Genomic DNA, 13,039 nt, shown 5'->3' with positions numbered 1-13,039 from the left:
AGACCCAGACAGAGGCCATTGAGGCCGCTCATTGACTCTCCGTTCGAAGACACCATTCGCGGGCGTTGATGAGGTTGACGGGATCTGAATCGGCCGCCGTCCTCGTCCCGCTCCGGTTCGATGGAACTCTTTGAGCATATCCCGGCCCGCCCTCATCTCCGGGTAGTCGTCCCACATTGATAGACAACGGTGCCGGCCCCACCTGAGTGGAACCGGCCCCCGTTTTCAACGATTCAGGCCGCACGGGAACCATCGCTCCCGGTCGCAGCTGTCATAAAAGTGAGACAGCCCTGCTGATGAAGCCTCCGCTCATCTGGGCGCAGACCCATCCGTGTAGTTATCGTCACCCTGGGTCCAGCTGAAATGACGGCGCAGCGCCTGGCCGGTCTTCGCGATGGGGTGCTGCTCCTCGTCGGCGATGAAGCGGCGGGCGAAAGTCCCATCCTGGATGTCGGCGAGGACACCCTTCATCTCGTCCTTGACCTGGGGGCCGATGACGTGTGGACCGGAAACGACGTCCACGACATGAGCGTGGAACAAGTCGACCACCTGCACGACGCCGGTCCGGCGGGCTTCGTCGGCGCGGACCTTCACCAGCATGAGGCTCCTCTCCACCGACGCCTCCGGGTCGAGCTCCAAGATCTTGAGGAGTCCACCAGCTTGCTCAGCTGTTTGGTCACCTGCTCGAAGGGGGCGACCTCGGCGTCGACGATGATCGTCATCCGCGAGACGGCGGGGTGCTCGGTCTCCCCCACGGTCAAGGACGTGATGTTGAAGCCGCGGCGGGCGAACAGCCCCGCGACGCGGGTGAGCACGCCCGGCTTGTTCTCCACCAGGACGGGCAGCGTGTGCATGGTCGCCATGGTTCAGCCCTCCACTTCCCAATCGGGGGCCAGGCCCTGGACCATACCGGATCTCGTCTACGTGGTCCGCAAGCGGTCCGAGTAGCCGCTGACCCGGTCATCGAAGCGAGCCCCCAGGGCAACAGGAACATGTGAGGGCGTCGGCCTGCGCGTATGTCACCGCGCCAGTGAGCGGCCGTCCCACGATAAGCTTGTGCAAAATGGTCGTAACTGCCGATGCCGGGAGGCCGAGAATGCAAAGGGGTCTGCCCGACGGGGGTTACCGGCCTCCCGCCAAGCACACGTGCGATCCGGAGTTCAAGATCCCAATTCGGATGGATGATGAGGGCCTTCCCGGGCAGACACGGATCCTCGTAGTACAACGGACCTACCACAGCCAGATTGTGCACTATTCGATTGCTCATCAGTGGCGGGCTTCTCCCGACGATGACTGGCGCAACGTCTTCCGCATCGACACCAGCGATGGCAGCGTCCATTCCCATCAGTTCCGCCAGGATGAGGGACCGGAGGAGTCAACAGGTCGGAAGCGTCTCGTCCAGACGCTTGGCGAGTCCGACGGACGTAGGGTAGTGGACGTCAGCTACGAGGACAGCTACGACCGTGTCACGCAGTTCATGGACGAGCACTGGAGGGAGTGGACACAAGGATGAGCACAACGACAACCAGACGCGACGCTGCGCGAGCGGTTGGCAAGTTCATCGGTATCGCTGTCGGACGCAAGCTCTTGAGCGCCAACGGATACCCCAGCGAGACGACGATATTCGCGGTGCCTGAGACGGAGCCATTTGATGTCGTCATTGACGATGTCGCCAAGGAACGTACACGGGTCCTCATCGCGATCTACTTCCCGGAGCGCATCGGCCAGCGACGCTTCGGATTCCTCATGGTCAACCCGGAGGAATCGCTCCCTCCAGACCGTGACAGCGAGCGCATCACGCTTGGAACCGGGATCGATGGGCACACTTCATCCATCGGCACCGTGTTTGACATGATGTCAGGCCGGGTGCGCCGTTTGACAGAGCAGGACGAGCCGCTGCCGATCGGTGAGCAAAGAATCCTTGAGAAGCTCGGCGCCCGCGCCTTCCAGCCCGTCTGACGTCGGCAAACACGCATTCGCCCGCAAACGCCACGACGCCCCCGGAAGGAATCACCCTCCCGGGGGCGTCGCCCTCGTCAATGGATCAGACGACCCGGCTCACCGGCGCCGGACAACGATCACCTCGCCGCAGACCCATCGGTGTAGTCGTCGTCCCCTTGGGTCCAGCCGAAGTGCTTGCGCAGGGCCTGCCCGGTCTTCTCGATGGGGTGCTGCTCCTCCTCGGAGCGCAACGCCTTGAACTCCAGCGCGCCGTTGTCCTGGTCGGCGATGAAGCGGCGGGCGAAGCTACCGTCCTGGATGTCCGCCAGCACGCCCTTCATCTCCTCCTTGACCTGCGGGCCGATGACACGTGGACCTGAAACGTAGTCACCATACTCTGCGGTGTCGGAGCACGACCAGCGTTGCTTGGTAATTCCGCCCTCGTTGATGAGGTCCACGATCTGCTTGAGTTCGTGGCAGACCTCGAAGTAGGCGATCTCCGGCTGGTAGCCGGCCTCGGTCAGCGTCTCGAAGCCCGCCTGGATGAGGTGGCTGACGCCGCCGCACAGCACGGCCTGCTCGCCGAAGAGGTCCGTCTCCGTCTCCTCCGTGAAGGTCGTTGTGATGACGCCGGCGCGGGTCCCGCCGATGCCCTTCGCGTAGGACAGCGTCAGCGGCCACGCCTGCCCCGAGGCGTCCTGCTCCACCGCGACGACGTCGGGCGTGCCGATGCCCTGGACGAAGGACTCGCGGACCTTGTGGCCCGGGCCCTTGGGCGCCACCATGCACACGTCATGGCCCTCGCCCGGCGTGATGTACCCGTAGCGGATGTTGAAGCCGTGCGCGAAGAACAGCGCCGCGTCCGGCTTGAGGTTCGGCTCGATCTGGTCCTTGTACACGAAGCGCTGGACCTGGTCGGGCACCAGGATCATCACGACGTCGCCCTCGGCGACGGCCTCGGGCACGTCCTTGACCTCCAGGCCCGCCTTTTCGGCCTTCTCCCACGACCCGGAGCCCGGACGCAGCCCCACCACCACGTCAACGCCGGAGTCCTTGAGGTTGAGCGCATGGGCGTGGCCCTGCGAGCCGTAGCCGATGATGGCGACCTTCTTGCCCTGGATGATCGACAGGTCCGCGTCGTCGTCGTAAGTGATCTCGGCCATTGTCATTTCTCCTTCAGTTGATCCGTGATCGAGCGGGATCCGCGGCCGATCGCCACGGCGCCGGATTGCACGATTTCTGTGACGCCGTAGGGCTCCAGGGACCGGAGCAGGGCGTCGAGCTTGGGCATCGAGCCGATCGACTCGATGACGACGGTGCCCGTCTGCACGTCGACGACGTGCGCGCGGAAGAGGTCCACGATCTGCAGGACCCCGGTGCGCCGCGACTCATCGGCGCGCACCTTGATGAGCATGAGCTGACGCTCGACGGAGTCGTCGCGCTCCAGCTCCACCACCTTGATGACGTTGATCAGCTTGTTGAGCTGCTTCGTCACCTGCTCGAAGGGAGCCACCTCGGCGTCGACGATGATCGTCATCCGCGAGACGGCCGGACGCTCGGTCTCCCCCACCGTCAGGGACGTGATGTTGAAGCCGCGGCGGGCGAACAGCCCCGCGACTCTGGTCAGGACGCCCGGCTTGTTCTCCACCAGGACCGACAGCGTGTGCATGGTCGCCATGATTCAGTCCTCCACTCCCCAGTCGGGGGCCAGACCCTTGGCATATCGGATCTCGTCGTTGGACACGCCGGCCGCCACCATCGGCCACACCATCGCGTCCTTGGACACCCGGAAGTCGATGAGCACGGGCCGGTCGTTGACGCTCATCGCCCACTCGATGGCAGGGTCGACCTCGTCCTGGGTACGCACGACCCGCGCCTCGATGCCGTAGGCGGCAGCGAGCGTGACGAAGTCCGGGATCTGATCCCCGTCCTGCGGATTGAGGTCCGTGTTCGAGTACCGCTGGGAGTAAAACAGCGACTGCCACTGGCGCACCATGCCCAGCACCGAGTTGTTGATGAGCGCCACCTTGATCGGGATGTCGTTGACCGTGCAGGTCGCGAGCTCCTGGTTGGTCATCTGGAAGGACCCGTCGCCGTCGATGGCCCACACGGCCCGGTCCGGCTCCCCGACCTTCGCGCCCATGGCAGCGGGGATGCAGTACCCCATGGTCCCCAGCCCCGATGAGGAGAGGAACGATCGCGGGCGCTCGAAGTCGATGAACTGCGCCGCCCACATCTGGTGCTGGCCGACCCCGGTCACGTAGACGGAGTCGGGCCCGGAGATCGCCGAGAGCCGCTGGAGCACGTACTGGGGGGCCAGGCGCCCGTCGGCGGTCTCCGCCCACCCCAGGGGGTAGGTGGCTCGCAGGTGGTCGAGGTAGCGCCACCACCCGGACAGGTCCGGGGTCCCCTCCTTCTCGTAGGCGCGGGGAACCTCCTCGACGAGGGCGGCCGCCGTCTGCTTGAGGTCGCCGACGATCGGGATGTCGGCGACGCGGTTCTTCCCGATCTCGGCGGCGTCGATGTCGACGTGGACGATCGTGGCGCGCGTCGCGAAGGAGTCCAGGTTCCCGGTGACCCGGTCGTCGAAGCGGGCGCCGAGGGCGACCACCAGGTCGGCGCGCTGCAGGGCCCCCACCGCGGCCACCGTCCCGTGCATCCCCGGCATCCCGAGGTTGTGGCGGTCCGTGTCCGGGATCGCGCCCCGCGCGGTCAGCGTCGTCACGACCGGCGCGTTGGCGAGGTCCGCGAGCGCCTGGATCTCCTCGGAGGCGTTCGAGCGGATGGCGCCGCCTCCGACATACAGCACGGGCGCCTGAGCCGTGGCGATGGCCCGGGCGGCGGCGCGGACCTGCTTGGCGTGCGGTTTCCCGGCGGGCCGGTATCCGGGCAGTTCCATGCGAGGAGGCCAGGAGAATTCCATCTGCGTGTTCTGCGCCGACTTCGTGATGTCGACCAGCACCGGACCGGGCCGGCCCGTCGAAGCGATGTGGAAGGCCTCCGCCAGCCGCGCGGGGATCGTCTGCGCGTCGGTGACCAGGAACGAGTGCTTGGTCAGCGGCATCGAGGCGCCGACGATGTCCGCCTCCTGGAAAGCGTCGGTGCCGATCAGGGCGGCGCCCACCTGGCCGGAGATCACGACGATCGGCACGGAGTCCATGTTCGCGTCCGCGAGGGCGGTCAGCGTGTTCGTGGCTCCGGGCCCCGAGGTCACGATCGCGCATCCGACCTTGCCGGTAGCCAGCGCGTATCCCTCCGCCGCGTGCCCCGCGCCCTGCTCGTGGCGCACCAGGATGTGGCGGATGGTGGAGTCCATCAGGGGGTCGTAGGTGGGCAGGATGGCGCCGCCGGGCAGGCCGAACACGTCGGTCACCCCCAGCGCCTCCAGGCTCGCGACGATGGCGGCCGCGCCCGTCATCGTCGTCTCAGTGCGGTCCTTCACGAGGTGTCCTCTCCGTGCATCCGGTCGGTGGTCCCAAACAAAAAGCCCCGACGCTCCAGCGTTGGGGTCGAGGCGTGCGGTCCACCCGGATTTCAGACGGCAGGAACCGCACGCCCGCCTACAAGCAGGAGCGCGATACCGACCATGGAAATCTCGAACACGTCTTCACCGTAGAGCCGCTTGTGATCCGCCACGCTGGCGTCTCACAGTTCGGATGGTCAGCGGCCGGGCATCCTCCACGAGTCCAGGTCTCTCTCCCGCCCGTTCTTCCCTCTCGCCACCGCGCGGCTCCGTTCGGGCATAGTGCCCTCAGGACTCGAGATGACTCGAACGCTCATTGCGCAGCCTCGAGCGGCACTCTGGATCGGCATCGCGACAAGTCGCCAGAATGCTGCCGGAATCATCGATCCTCCCAGCCGATCATCGCCTGCTCCAAGGCCCAATATCGGAACCCTCCACGGCCGAACGGGAGGTAGTAGTCACCGGCGATCAAATCGTCCGCCACCTGTTCCACCATGCCCACAGTCAGCTTTCCTTGACGGATGCCATCGCATAGGAGCGTGAGAGTGGAGATCACGTGGATACCCTCTTCCTCAGCGATCTGGCGGGCGATCCTGTCATCGAGAACGACCTCGGCACCAAGCGTGTCACCGAGGGCGAGCACGCCACACTCTCCGAGGTTCGTGCGTCCGCTGGCAAGCCTGTCCTTGTAGCGCGCAAAGGCCATGGCGTATTCGAGATCTCCGCCGTGATCCACTCGAATCCACTGAGCATCGAGCACCTGGACCAGGCTCGGCGTTTCTGAACTCTGGAATGTGATCTCCTCGTGCACGGTGTCCGGAATCCAGACCTGGCGATCGCGCGTGAGGTACTTCAGGACACCGAGCCAGCCCTCAACCGCGAAGTGACGAAGCGGCCCGGTGTCGAAGCACAGGATGCTTCCATCCGAGGTCAAGATGCGAACTTCCATATCTCATTGGCGTCGCGGGTCCTGGGCTTGGGCAGATCCTCTTCCGAGAGCTGGTTCCACAGGAGATCCAGCGCTCTGGCGTTGCTGATCCTCTCTGCGCGAACCAGGTTCAGGACCGCCTTCTGGAATGCCAAAGGTTGCGAGTCTCCCGCCAGTTCGTCCGTGGGATGCAGGTCATGTTCCACCATGTCTCCACGGGTCGTGCGCACCTCACGGATCTGGTGTGCGTGGGACGGGCTTGCCGCATCGAGCTCGGTGAGCCTGCGCGCCAGGGTGGCCATATCGACCTGGTAGCGACTTGCCAGCAGCACAGCTGCCGTTCGCACATCGAACCTGACGAGGTCCACGTTCCATTGCTCAACCACGGCCCGGCTGGGCAAGAGGAGCGCTCGAGCGAACCTGTCGAAACGGGACTCGATGCTGGGTCCGCCCGACCTGGCGTCGATCCGCCAGTCGACCGTGTAGTCATCCGCGGTCAAGAAGTGCGCCAGCTCATGGGCTGCCGCGAGACGCCTCCGACCAACCTTGCCGGAGCTGTTGATCAAGGACACGCCGCCAGCTTGAAGAAGCACAGTGCCAGCATCGGCCGTGTCAGAGCCAAGATCCTTGGTGAAGACGAAAAGACCCAGGTTGGCGAACCGCCGCGTGATGGACGTCAGTGGAGCCGACGCGTCAAGCCCGAGAACTCGACGGATGTCGGTGGCCATGTCCTCAGCCTGGTCAACGTTGTCGGGCACATCGAGGCTGGATTGAGGTTGTGGCCCTAGCAGCTCACCGAGACTCTGGACGAACTCGACATCTGCCACGAGCGACTCCAGGACCGAATCGACTTGACTGTCCACGGTGTCGATCCCCTGGGAGGACCGGTGGGCGACGATTGCCGGCGACGGGTCATTGAAGAAGGAAGACATGCTGACGCCGAGGGCATCGGCAATGTCCGAGAGTTCGAGTGCCTGGATCTTCCTGGTACCCGCTTCAATCTTGTTGATGACGGTGCGCTCGAGACTCACACGCTCAGCGAGATCCTCTTGTGTGACGCCCTTGCGAAGTCGAGACTCTCGAACTCGAGCGCCCAGTTGCTCGACAGTGACATCCACCATGAGTGCGATTTTAGCACAGGTGGCCCCGAAGGCCTCGTCACTGAGAATGACCTAGAGAAGAACAGAAGACGGCGACGTCGAGCGGTCAGTCCTCCCGCTCGTAGGCGGCGGGCTCGGCCTGGACCTGGCGGATCCGCTCGATGTCGAACTTCGGGACGCGGTGGAAGTCGTAGATCCCGTTCTGCTCCTGGAACGTGTCCGTGAGCTGGGTGAAGCAGTACCCGAACATCAGGGGATCGCGCAGCAGGACCCGGGTGAGGCCGGCGTAGCGCCGGTGCCATTCCTCAGGCGTGCGCACGCGCTCGCCGTAGCCCCAGGACGCCTCGTCCTGAGCGGTGCCCGCCAACGTCTCGTTCCACCAGATGCCGCCGTACTCCGAGACGAAGTAGGGCTGGCCGGCATACGGCACGGAAATCGGCGCGCCGTCCAGCGTGTTGGTGAACGGCCGGCCGTCCGCGAGTCCCGACTGCTCGGCGCGGAGCCGACGTCCCATGGGACGTCCACGGAGCGTCTGGAGGGCTACCTGTCGGGATTGGCCGAGGCCGGCCTGGACCGCGACGACGCCCTGTGCGGATACGTCACGGCGTTCACCCGCGCCGAGGGCCACCGCGCGATGACGGACCTGCTCGACCGCGGGGTCCGGGTCGACGCCGCGTTCTGCTTCTCCGACGCCCTGGCATTGGGAGCGTTGCGCGCCCCGCATGAGCACGGCGTGCGCGTGCCCGACGACGTGGCTCTGGTCGGTTTCGACGATATCGAAGACGGCCGCTATTCCATCCCCAGCCTGTCCACGATCCGCCCTGACAGGCGCTGGCTGGCCCGAACCGCCTTGGACCGCCTAGTCCGCCGGCTGAGCGGGGAGTCCCCCGCGCCCGAGGTCGTCCTGGCCCCCTACGACCTGGTCGTGCGCGAGTCCTCCCCCGCCTGACCTGCCTCGCCCCTCTCCCGCGACTTCGGTGGTGTTCGGCGTCGAGTTCGGTTCGGGTGGCGCGCGACAGGGTCCGATTGTGGGTGCTGGTGTCACAGGTACTCGCCGCTGGCGGCATCCGCCCGCCACGACCGACGGACTCGGCACCGGTTCCCGCCCATCCGGCCCAGAGCGCCCCGCGCCGACATCGTCCCGACTCCCAGGCGCGCGCCACCCAACGACCTCGAGCAGACGAACCGGCAACAGACCACGTCCCGTGGGGCGCTCCGGTGACCCTCAATAGCCATCCCGGGCGGACAGAATCGAGACAGCGTCATCAACGACGGTGTCGATCAAGCGGTCAGTCGCATCGATCCGCCTGGACCACGCTCCCTACAGACTCCATATCAGGGGCTTTGGTTGGTCGATGTCGCGTGCGGGTCTTCCCCCACCCGACCTGCCTCGCTTTCCTCTGCTTGCCTCACACGCCGGCCAAGTAGCAGTCAAGCGCCGCTCGCCCCACCTCCGACACCGTCTTCCCTTCGCGTTTCGCCCGAGCCCGCAGAGCATCGCGCATCTCCGGCTCGACGCGGATATGGACCTCGGGCGAAGCGCCTCCCTTGGAGTGCCCGCCCCTGGGACGGCCCACGGCCATGCGCTGCGCGCCCTCCACAGTCGATGCGTCGGTCGCAGCCATGAGCATCTGACGCCCTGCGGCTGCCGCGTCTTCTCCGCGCAGAACGCTTCCCGGCTCCGCAGCGAGGTCTCCTCGCTCAACGGCGTCAGCCAGCGCCTCATAGTAGGCATCGTCCTCGCTCATCATGATCCCCTTCATTGTGCGAGATGACGGAAATTGTCTGAAAGATCCATAGCATGGAAGACCGCCACGTTGCGCGGCTCCCACTCCATCACCACAATTTCGATGTATCGGTCGGTCTGCGCGTGAGGGTGTCCCACATACGCGACCTTAAGCCGTCGCCCCTCCCGACCACTCACTTCACGACCGACAGCGTGGATGATTGCGTACACGGCGGCCGCGCGAGAGATGCCGTGGCGATCAGCGGAAGGGGCGAATTTCAGCGCCGTCTCGAAACTGTAGCACAATTGCGGCAGCGACGGACAGGACGGCGCCAGCTCCGCCGCCCCCTTCTCGCGCGCTGCTCGCGGGCCTCGCGGTCTGGTCCCACCTCCCGCGGGCTCCACCGCAGTCCCTCCCGCATGCTCCGGCTGCGCCCCCGACCCGGGACGATGGGCCGATGGTGCGCGCGCGACCGCCTGAGATACTGGCCACGTCAGGCGCCATCTGTGCGCCTCCCTATTCACGATGGAGTCCATCCCGTGTCAACGGTGTTCACGTTCCTGGCGGACCAGCCTGTGCTGTTCCTCTTCCTCCTCATCGGCATCGGCATGGCGTTCGGCCACGTCAAGATCAAGGGCATCGGACTCGGCGCGGCCGCCGTCCTGTTCTTCGCCATCATCATGGCCGCCTTGGCCCAGGCCTACGGCATCGAGCTGCGCGTCACGCCCCAGCTCGGCACGCTGGGACTGGCGCTGTTCGCCTTCGCGATCGGCATCAACTCAGGCTCGTCCTTCTTCCACAACATCAGGACCGCCGTCGGGCCGATCATCGCCATGGTCGTGCTGTACATCGTGGTCGCCGGCGTCGGCATGGGGGTGGGCAAGGGATTCGGGATGTCCCCCGCCCTGATCACCGGCACCTTCGCAGGAGCGCTGACCAACACGCCGGCCCTGGCCGCGGCCGGCGACGCCAGCGGCGACCCCGGGACGGCCACCGTCGGCTACTCCATCGCATACCTCTTCGGCGTCGTCGGCATGCTCGTCGCCAGCATCGCCGCACTCTCCTATGGGAAGAACGACAAGGACACGCCCAGCCCGCTGGCCAACCGCACGATCCGCGTCGAGCGTTCCGATCATCCCCTCATCGGCGACATCTTCGAGAAACTCGGACACAAAGTCACCTTCTCCCGCCTCCGCCGCGGCGAGACCGGGCCGATCCGGCGTCCGACGATGGCCGACACGCTGGACCCTGGCGACCTCCTCACCGTCGTCGGACCCCGCGAGCTGGTGGCACGCGCAGCCGCGGAGCTCGGCCACTCCTCATCCCACTCGCTCATCGAGGACCGCTCCTACCTGGACTTCAGGCGCATCACCGTCTCCGACCCCAAGGTCGCAGGCCACACCATCGACGACCTGGATCTGGGAACCCGGTTCTCGGCCACGATCTCGCGCGTGCGCCGCGGCGACGTCGACATGGTCGGCGAGCCCGGCCTGGTCCTCCAGCAGGGCGACCGTGTACGCGTCGTCGCACCGACCTCCAAGATCATCCCGATCACGAAGTTCTTCGGCGACTCCGCCATGGGGCTCACCACCATCAACCCGGTCGCGCTGGGCCTGGGCATGGCGCTCGGCATCCTCATCGGCGAGTGGCACATCCTGACCCCCGGCGGCGACTACTTCTCCATCGGCTCCGCTGCGGGCACACTGCTGGTCGGCCTCGTCTTCGGGCGGATCGGCCGCGTCGGCCCCATCATCACCGCGATCCCCTACACCGCCTGCCAAGTCCTCTCCGAGTTCGGTATGCTCCTGTTCCTCGCCCAGGCCGGCGCCAACGCCGGCGGCCAGATCGCCGAGGCTTTCACCTCCGGCACCTGGTTGAAGATCCTGGTGCTCGGCGCCATCATGACCTCGATCATGGCCGTCGGCCTGTATTGCGTGATGCGGTGGCTGTTCAAGATGGGCGGGACGCAGCTGTCCGGCCTCATGGCCGGCGCCCAGACCCAGCCCGCCGTGCTGGCCTTCGCGAACAGCCGCACCAGCAACGATCCCCGAGTGGCCTTGGGATACGCGCTGGTCTACCCCGTCGCCATGATCGGGAAGATCCTGATCGCGCAGGTCATCGGCGGGATGTGACCCCGCAGCCTCTCGACGTGCTGGGGGCCTGCCTCCTTCGATGGGAGGCCGGCCCCCAGCACGTTCATCGTGGCCGCCGGATCGCAGGCTCTGGCCTTACCGGGGCGTCAAGCGATCAATAGGCCCCATCGCGTCTGAGGACCACCTTGGCGGTGCGGAACAGGATCTGGATGTCAAGCATCATCGACCAGTTCTCGGCATAGCTGAGATCCAGGCGAACGGACTCCTCCCAGGACAACGCCGACCGCCCATTCACCTGCCACAGGCCGGTGATGCCGGGCTTGACCAAGAACTTCCGCGTGACCCTCGCCTCATAGGTCTCCACCTCGCGCGGGAGCGGAGGCCGGGGGCCGACCAGGCTCATCGAACCACCCAGGACGTTGAACAGCTGCGGAAGCTCGTCGATCGAGGAGGCACGCAGAAAACGACCAACTCGTGTGACACGAGGGTCGTCCCTCATCTTGAACATGACGACGTTGCCGGCATCCCGCTCTTCCAGCTCATTCTTGAGGCGGGCCAGGACCTGTTCGGCGTCGGGACGCATCGAGCGGAATTTCCACATCCGGAATTCCCTGCCGTCGAGTCCGACGCGCGTCTGACGGAAGAAGACCGGACCGCGGTCGTCCGCCTTGATGACGAGGGGCACGATCAGCCACACCGGCGTGAGCGCGATGATCGCCACGACCGAGACGGCGATGTCGAAGACCCGCTTGAGAAAACGCCGACCGCCCTGGAACTGCGGGAAGTCCACCTCGATGAGAGACAGCCCGTCCACCGGCCGCGCGTGCAGGCGAGGCCCCGCCACGTCGACCACGCTCGGAGCGACGATCATCGAGGTCTTCTCCGGGTCCAGGCTCCAGCTCAGTTCGCGGATCTTGCGCGAGGAGAGTCTCGGGGACGCCGTGATGATGACGGTCTCCGCCTCCGCCTCCTCGATGGCCGTCCGCAGGACCGCGACATCGTCGGCCTGCAAGCACCGGAGCACCGGCACATCGGTGCCCGACAGCGTGGACGCGCTGGTCGCGTCCGTCACGCACGCGCCGACGAGGTCCATCCCCAGGTTCGGCCTGCGCAGGATCTCCCGCGCCATGTCGCCAGCCGTCAGGGACGACCCGATCACCAGGGTGCGTCTGGTCAGATAGCCGTGGCGGCGGGCCGCGACGAGCATCTTCCGGGCCGTCCACCGCCACACCAGCAGCCCCGCCAGCCCCACGGGCAGGACCAGCGCGAAGTAGCCGCGCGAGACGTCCACCTTGAGCAGATACGCCCCGATCGCCACACAGCCGAACACGACGAACGTCGCCTCCGCCAGGCGCTGGTACTCGTCGGTCCCCGTGCCCAGGATCCCCTCCCGGTAGGCGTCCATCGCGTTGAGCAGCAGCCACCACACGAGGCCGAGAACGACGCTGAAGGGGATGTAGGTCAGCGGAACGGACTGCGTCGACCCCGCCACCACAGGATCCGTGAAACCGAAACGGGCGACGTTTCCCGCCAACAACGCCATGGCGATGACGACCAGGTCCCCCGCGACCAGCAGGCGCTGGACGCGCCGGATGGTGAGGGCGCTGCGATGCGGAACCTCAGGAGTGTCAACCGAAGCAAGAGACACCGACGACTCGTCAACGACTGAGACAGAAACGGGCGAATTGATGGGACTCACATGACGATCATAGGGAAGGCCATCCGCATTTGGAATGGGCAGACCGCATCTCGTCATCCGCCGTCGCCCTCGTCCCTCCGGAGCCCTC

General features: G+C 66.0%; 12 protein-coding genes and 2 pseudogenes. 4 read left to right on the top strand and 10 right to left on the bottom strand.

Annotation, left to right across the window (positions count from 1 at the left end; translation table 11 throughout):
* Positions 1–309 precede the first annotated feature (309 nt).
* Positions 310–863: pseudogene (gene ilvN, locus ACFQWG_RS01455) on the bottom strand (acetolactate synthase small subunit).
* A 200-nt stretch (positions 864–1,063) separates the two neighbouring features.
* On the opposite strand from ilvN (ACFQWG_RS01455), the gene ACFQWG_RS01450 reads away from it, so the two are divergent.
* Both ACFQWG_RS01450 and ACFQWG_RS01445 read left to right on the top strand, forming a co-directional pair.
* Positions 1,064–1,513, top strand: coding sequence for a hypothetical protein (locus ACFQWG_RS01450; protein WP_291501220.1), 450 nt, complete (start codon positions 1,064–1,066; stop codon positions 1,511–1,513).
* Positions 1,510–1,959 carry a hypothetical protein gene (locus tag ACFQWG_RS01445; protein WP_291501219.1) on the top strand — a complete coding sequence of 150 codons (450 nt, stop codon included), beginning with the start codon at positions 1,510–1,512 and terminating at the stop codon, positions 1,957–1,959. The genes ACFQWG_RS01450 and ACFQWG_RS01445 overlap by 4 nt, the downstream gene beginning before the upstream one ends.
* Before the next feature lie 119 nt (positions 1,960–2,078).
* On the opposite strand, the gene ilvC is transcribed toward ACFQWG_RS01445, so the two are convergent.
* The 6 genes from ilvC to ACFQWG_RS01415 form a co-directional block, all read right to left on the bottom strand.
* On the bottom strand, positions 2,079–3,104 hold the full coding sequence (gene ilvC / locus ACFQWG_RS01440; RefSeq protein WP_380971452.1) for a ketol-acid reductoisomerase: 1,026 nt from the start codon (positions 3,102–3,104) through the stop codon (positions 2,079–2,081).
* Between the two features lie 2 nt (positions 3,105–3,106).
* Positions 3,107–3,619, bottom strand: coding sequence for an acetolactate synthase small subunit (gene ilvN, locus ACFQWG_RS01435; RefSeq protein ID WP_291501217.1), 513 nt, complete (start codon positions 3,617–3,619; stop codon positions 3,107–3,109).
* A gap of 3 nt (positions 3,620–3,622) precedes the next feature.
* The gene (locus ACFQWG_RS01430; protein WP_380971449.1) at positions 3,623–5,383 is read right to left on the bottom strand and encodes an acetolactate synthase large subunit; all 1,761 of its coding nucleotides are present in this window, start codon (positions 5,381–5,383) and stop codon (positions 3,623–3,625) included.
* Between the two features lie 400 nt (positions 5,384–5,783).
* Positions 5,784–6,353: a hypothetical protein gene (locus ACFQWG_RS01425; RefSeq protein ID WP_380971447.1), complete on the bottom strand. Its 570-nt coding sequence runs from the start codon at positions 6,351–6,353 to the stop codon at positions 5,784–5,786.
* Complete coding sequence (locus ACFQWG_RS01420; RefSeq protein ID WP_380971445.1) at positions 6,335–7,453, bottom strand: helix-turn-helix domain-containing protein; 1,119 nt, start codon at positions 7,451–7,453, stop codon at positions 6,335–6,337. The genes ACFQWG_RS01425 and ACFQWG_RS01420 overlap by 19 nt, the downstream gene beginning before the upstream one ends.
* 85 nt (positions 7,454–7,538) lie before the next feature.
* Positions 7,539–7,946 (bottom strand): hypothetical protein, encoded by a 408-nt coding sequence (locus ACFQWG_RS01415; RefSeq protein WP_380976366.1) that lies wholly within the window; start codon positions 7,944–7,946, stop codon positions 7,539–7,541.
* On the opposite strand from ACFQWG_RS01415, the gene ACFQWG_RS01410 reads away from it, so the two are divergent.
* On the top strand, positions 7,845–8,381 hold the full coding sequence (locus ACFQWG_RS01410) for a LacI family DNA-binding transcriptional regulator (protein WP_380976161.1): 537 nt from the start codon (positions 7,845–7,847) through the stop codon (positions 8,379–8,381). The two genes, ACFQWG_RS01415 and ACFQWG_RS01410, sit on opposite strands and share 102 nt — an antisense overlap.
* 276 nt (positions 8,382–8,657) lie before the next feature.
* Here ACFQWG_RS01410 and ACFQWG_RS01405 read toward each other — a convergent pair.
* Both ACFQWG_RS01405 and ACFQWG_RS01400 read right to left on the bottom strand, forming a co-directional pair.
* Positions 8,658–8,741: pseudogene (locus tag ACFQWG_RS01405) on the bottom strand (hypothetical protein); the annotation flags it as partial.
* Positions 8,742–8,841: 100 nt separating this feature from the next.
* Positions 8,842–9,183 (bottom strand): hypothetical protein, encoded by a 342-nt coding sequence (locus tag ACFQWG_RS01400; RefSeq protein ID WP_380971444.1) that lies wholly within the window; start codon positions 9,181–9,183, stop codon positions 8,842–8,844.
* A 515-nt stretch (positions 9,184–9,698) separates the two neighbouring features.
* On the opposite strand from ACFQWG_RS01400, the gene ACFQWG_RS01395 reads away from it, so the two are divergent.
* The gene (locus tag ACFQWG_RS01395; RefSeq protein WP_380971442.1) at positions 9,699–11,291 is read left to right on the top strand and encodes an aspartate:alanine exchanger family transporter; all 1,593 of its coding nucleotides are present in this window, start codon (positions 9,699–9,701) and stop codon (positions 11,289–11,291) included.
* A 115-nt stretch (positions 11,292–11,406) separates the two neighbouring features.
* On the opposite strand, the gene ACFQWG_RS01390 is transcribed toward ACFQWG_RS01395, so the two are convergent.
* Positions 11,407–12,951: a sugar transferase gene (locus ACFQWG_RS01390; protein WP_380971440.1), complete on the bottom strand. Its 1,545-nt coding sequence runs from the start codon at positions 12,949–12,951 to the stop codon at positions 11,407–11,409.
* Positions 12,952–13,039 lie beyond the last annotated feature (88 nt).

This window comes from Schaalia naturae (assembly GCF_042665795.1).
Classification (GTDB): domain Bacteria; phylum Actinomycetota; class Actinomycetes; order Actinomycetales; family Actinomycetaceae; genus Pauljensenia; species Pauljensenia naturae.
The sequence above is the reverse complement of the archived record's forward strand: the minus strand, read 5'-3'. Positions and strand labels throughout refer to the sequence as shown.

Bases quoted from the DNA above. Each gene is read 5' to 3' on its own strand.
- ACFQWG_RS01450 (WP_291501220.1), top strand. From the start codon at position 1,064: ATGGTCGTAACTGCCGATGCCGGGAGGCCGAGAATGCAAAGGGGTCTG.
- ACFQWG_RS01445 (WP_291501219.1), top strand. From the start codon at position 1,510: ATGAGCACAACGACAACCAGACGCGACGCTGCGCGAGCGGTTGGCAAG.
- ilvC (WP_380971452.1), bottom strand. From the start codon at position 3,104: ATGGCCGAGATCACTTACGACGACGACGCGGACCTGTCGATCATCCAG.
- ilvN (WP_291501217.1), bottom strand. From the start codon at position 3,619: ATGGCGACCATGCACACGCTGTCGGTCCTGGTGGAGAACAAGCCGGGC.
- ACFQWG_RS01425 (WP_380971447.1), bottom strand. From the start codon at position 6,353: ATGGAAGTTCGCATCTTGACCTCGGATGGAAGCATCCTGTGCTTCGAC.
- ACFQWG_RS01420 (WP_380971445.1), bottom strand. From the start codon at position 7,453: ATGGTGGATGTCACTGTCGAGCAACTGGGCGCTCGAGTTCGAGAGTCT.
- ACFQWG_RS01415 (WP_380976366.1), bottom strand. From the start codon at position 7,946: ATGGGACGTCGGCTCCGCGCCGAGCAGTCGGGACTCGCGGACGGCCGG.
- ACFQWG_RS01400 (WP_380971444.1), bottom strand. From the start codon at position 9,183: ATGATGAGCGAGGACGATGCCTACTATGAGGCGCTGGCTGACGCCGTT.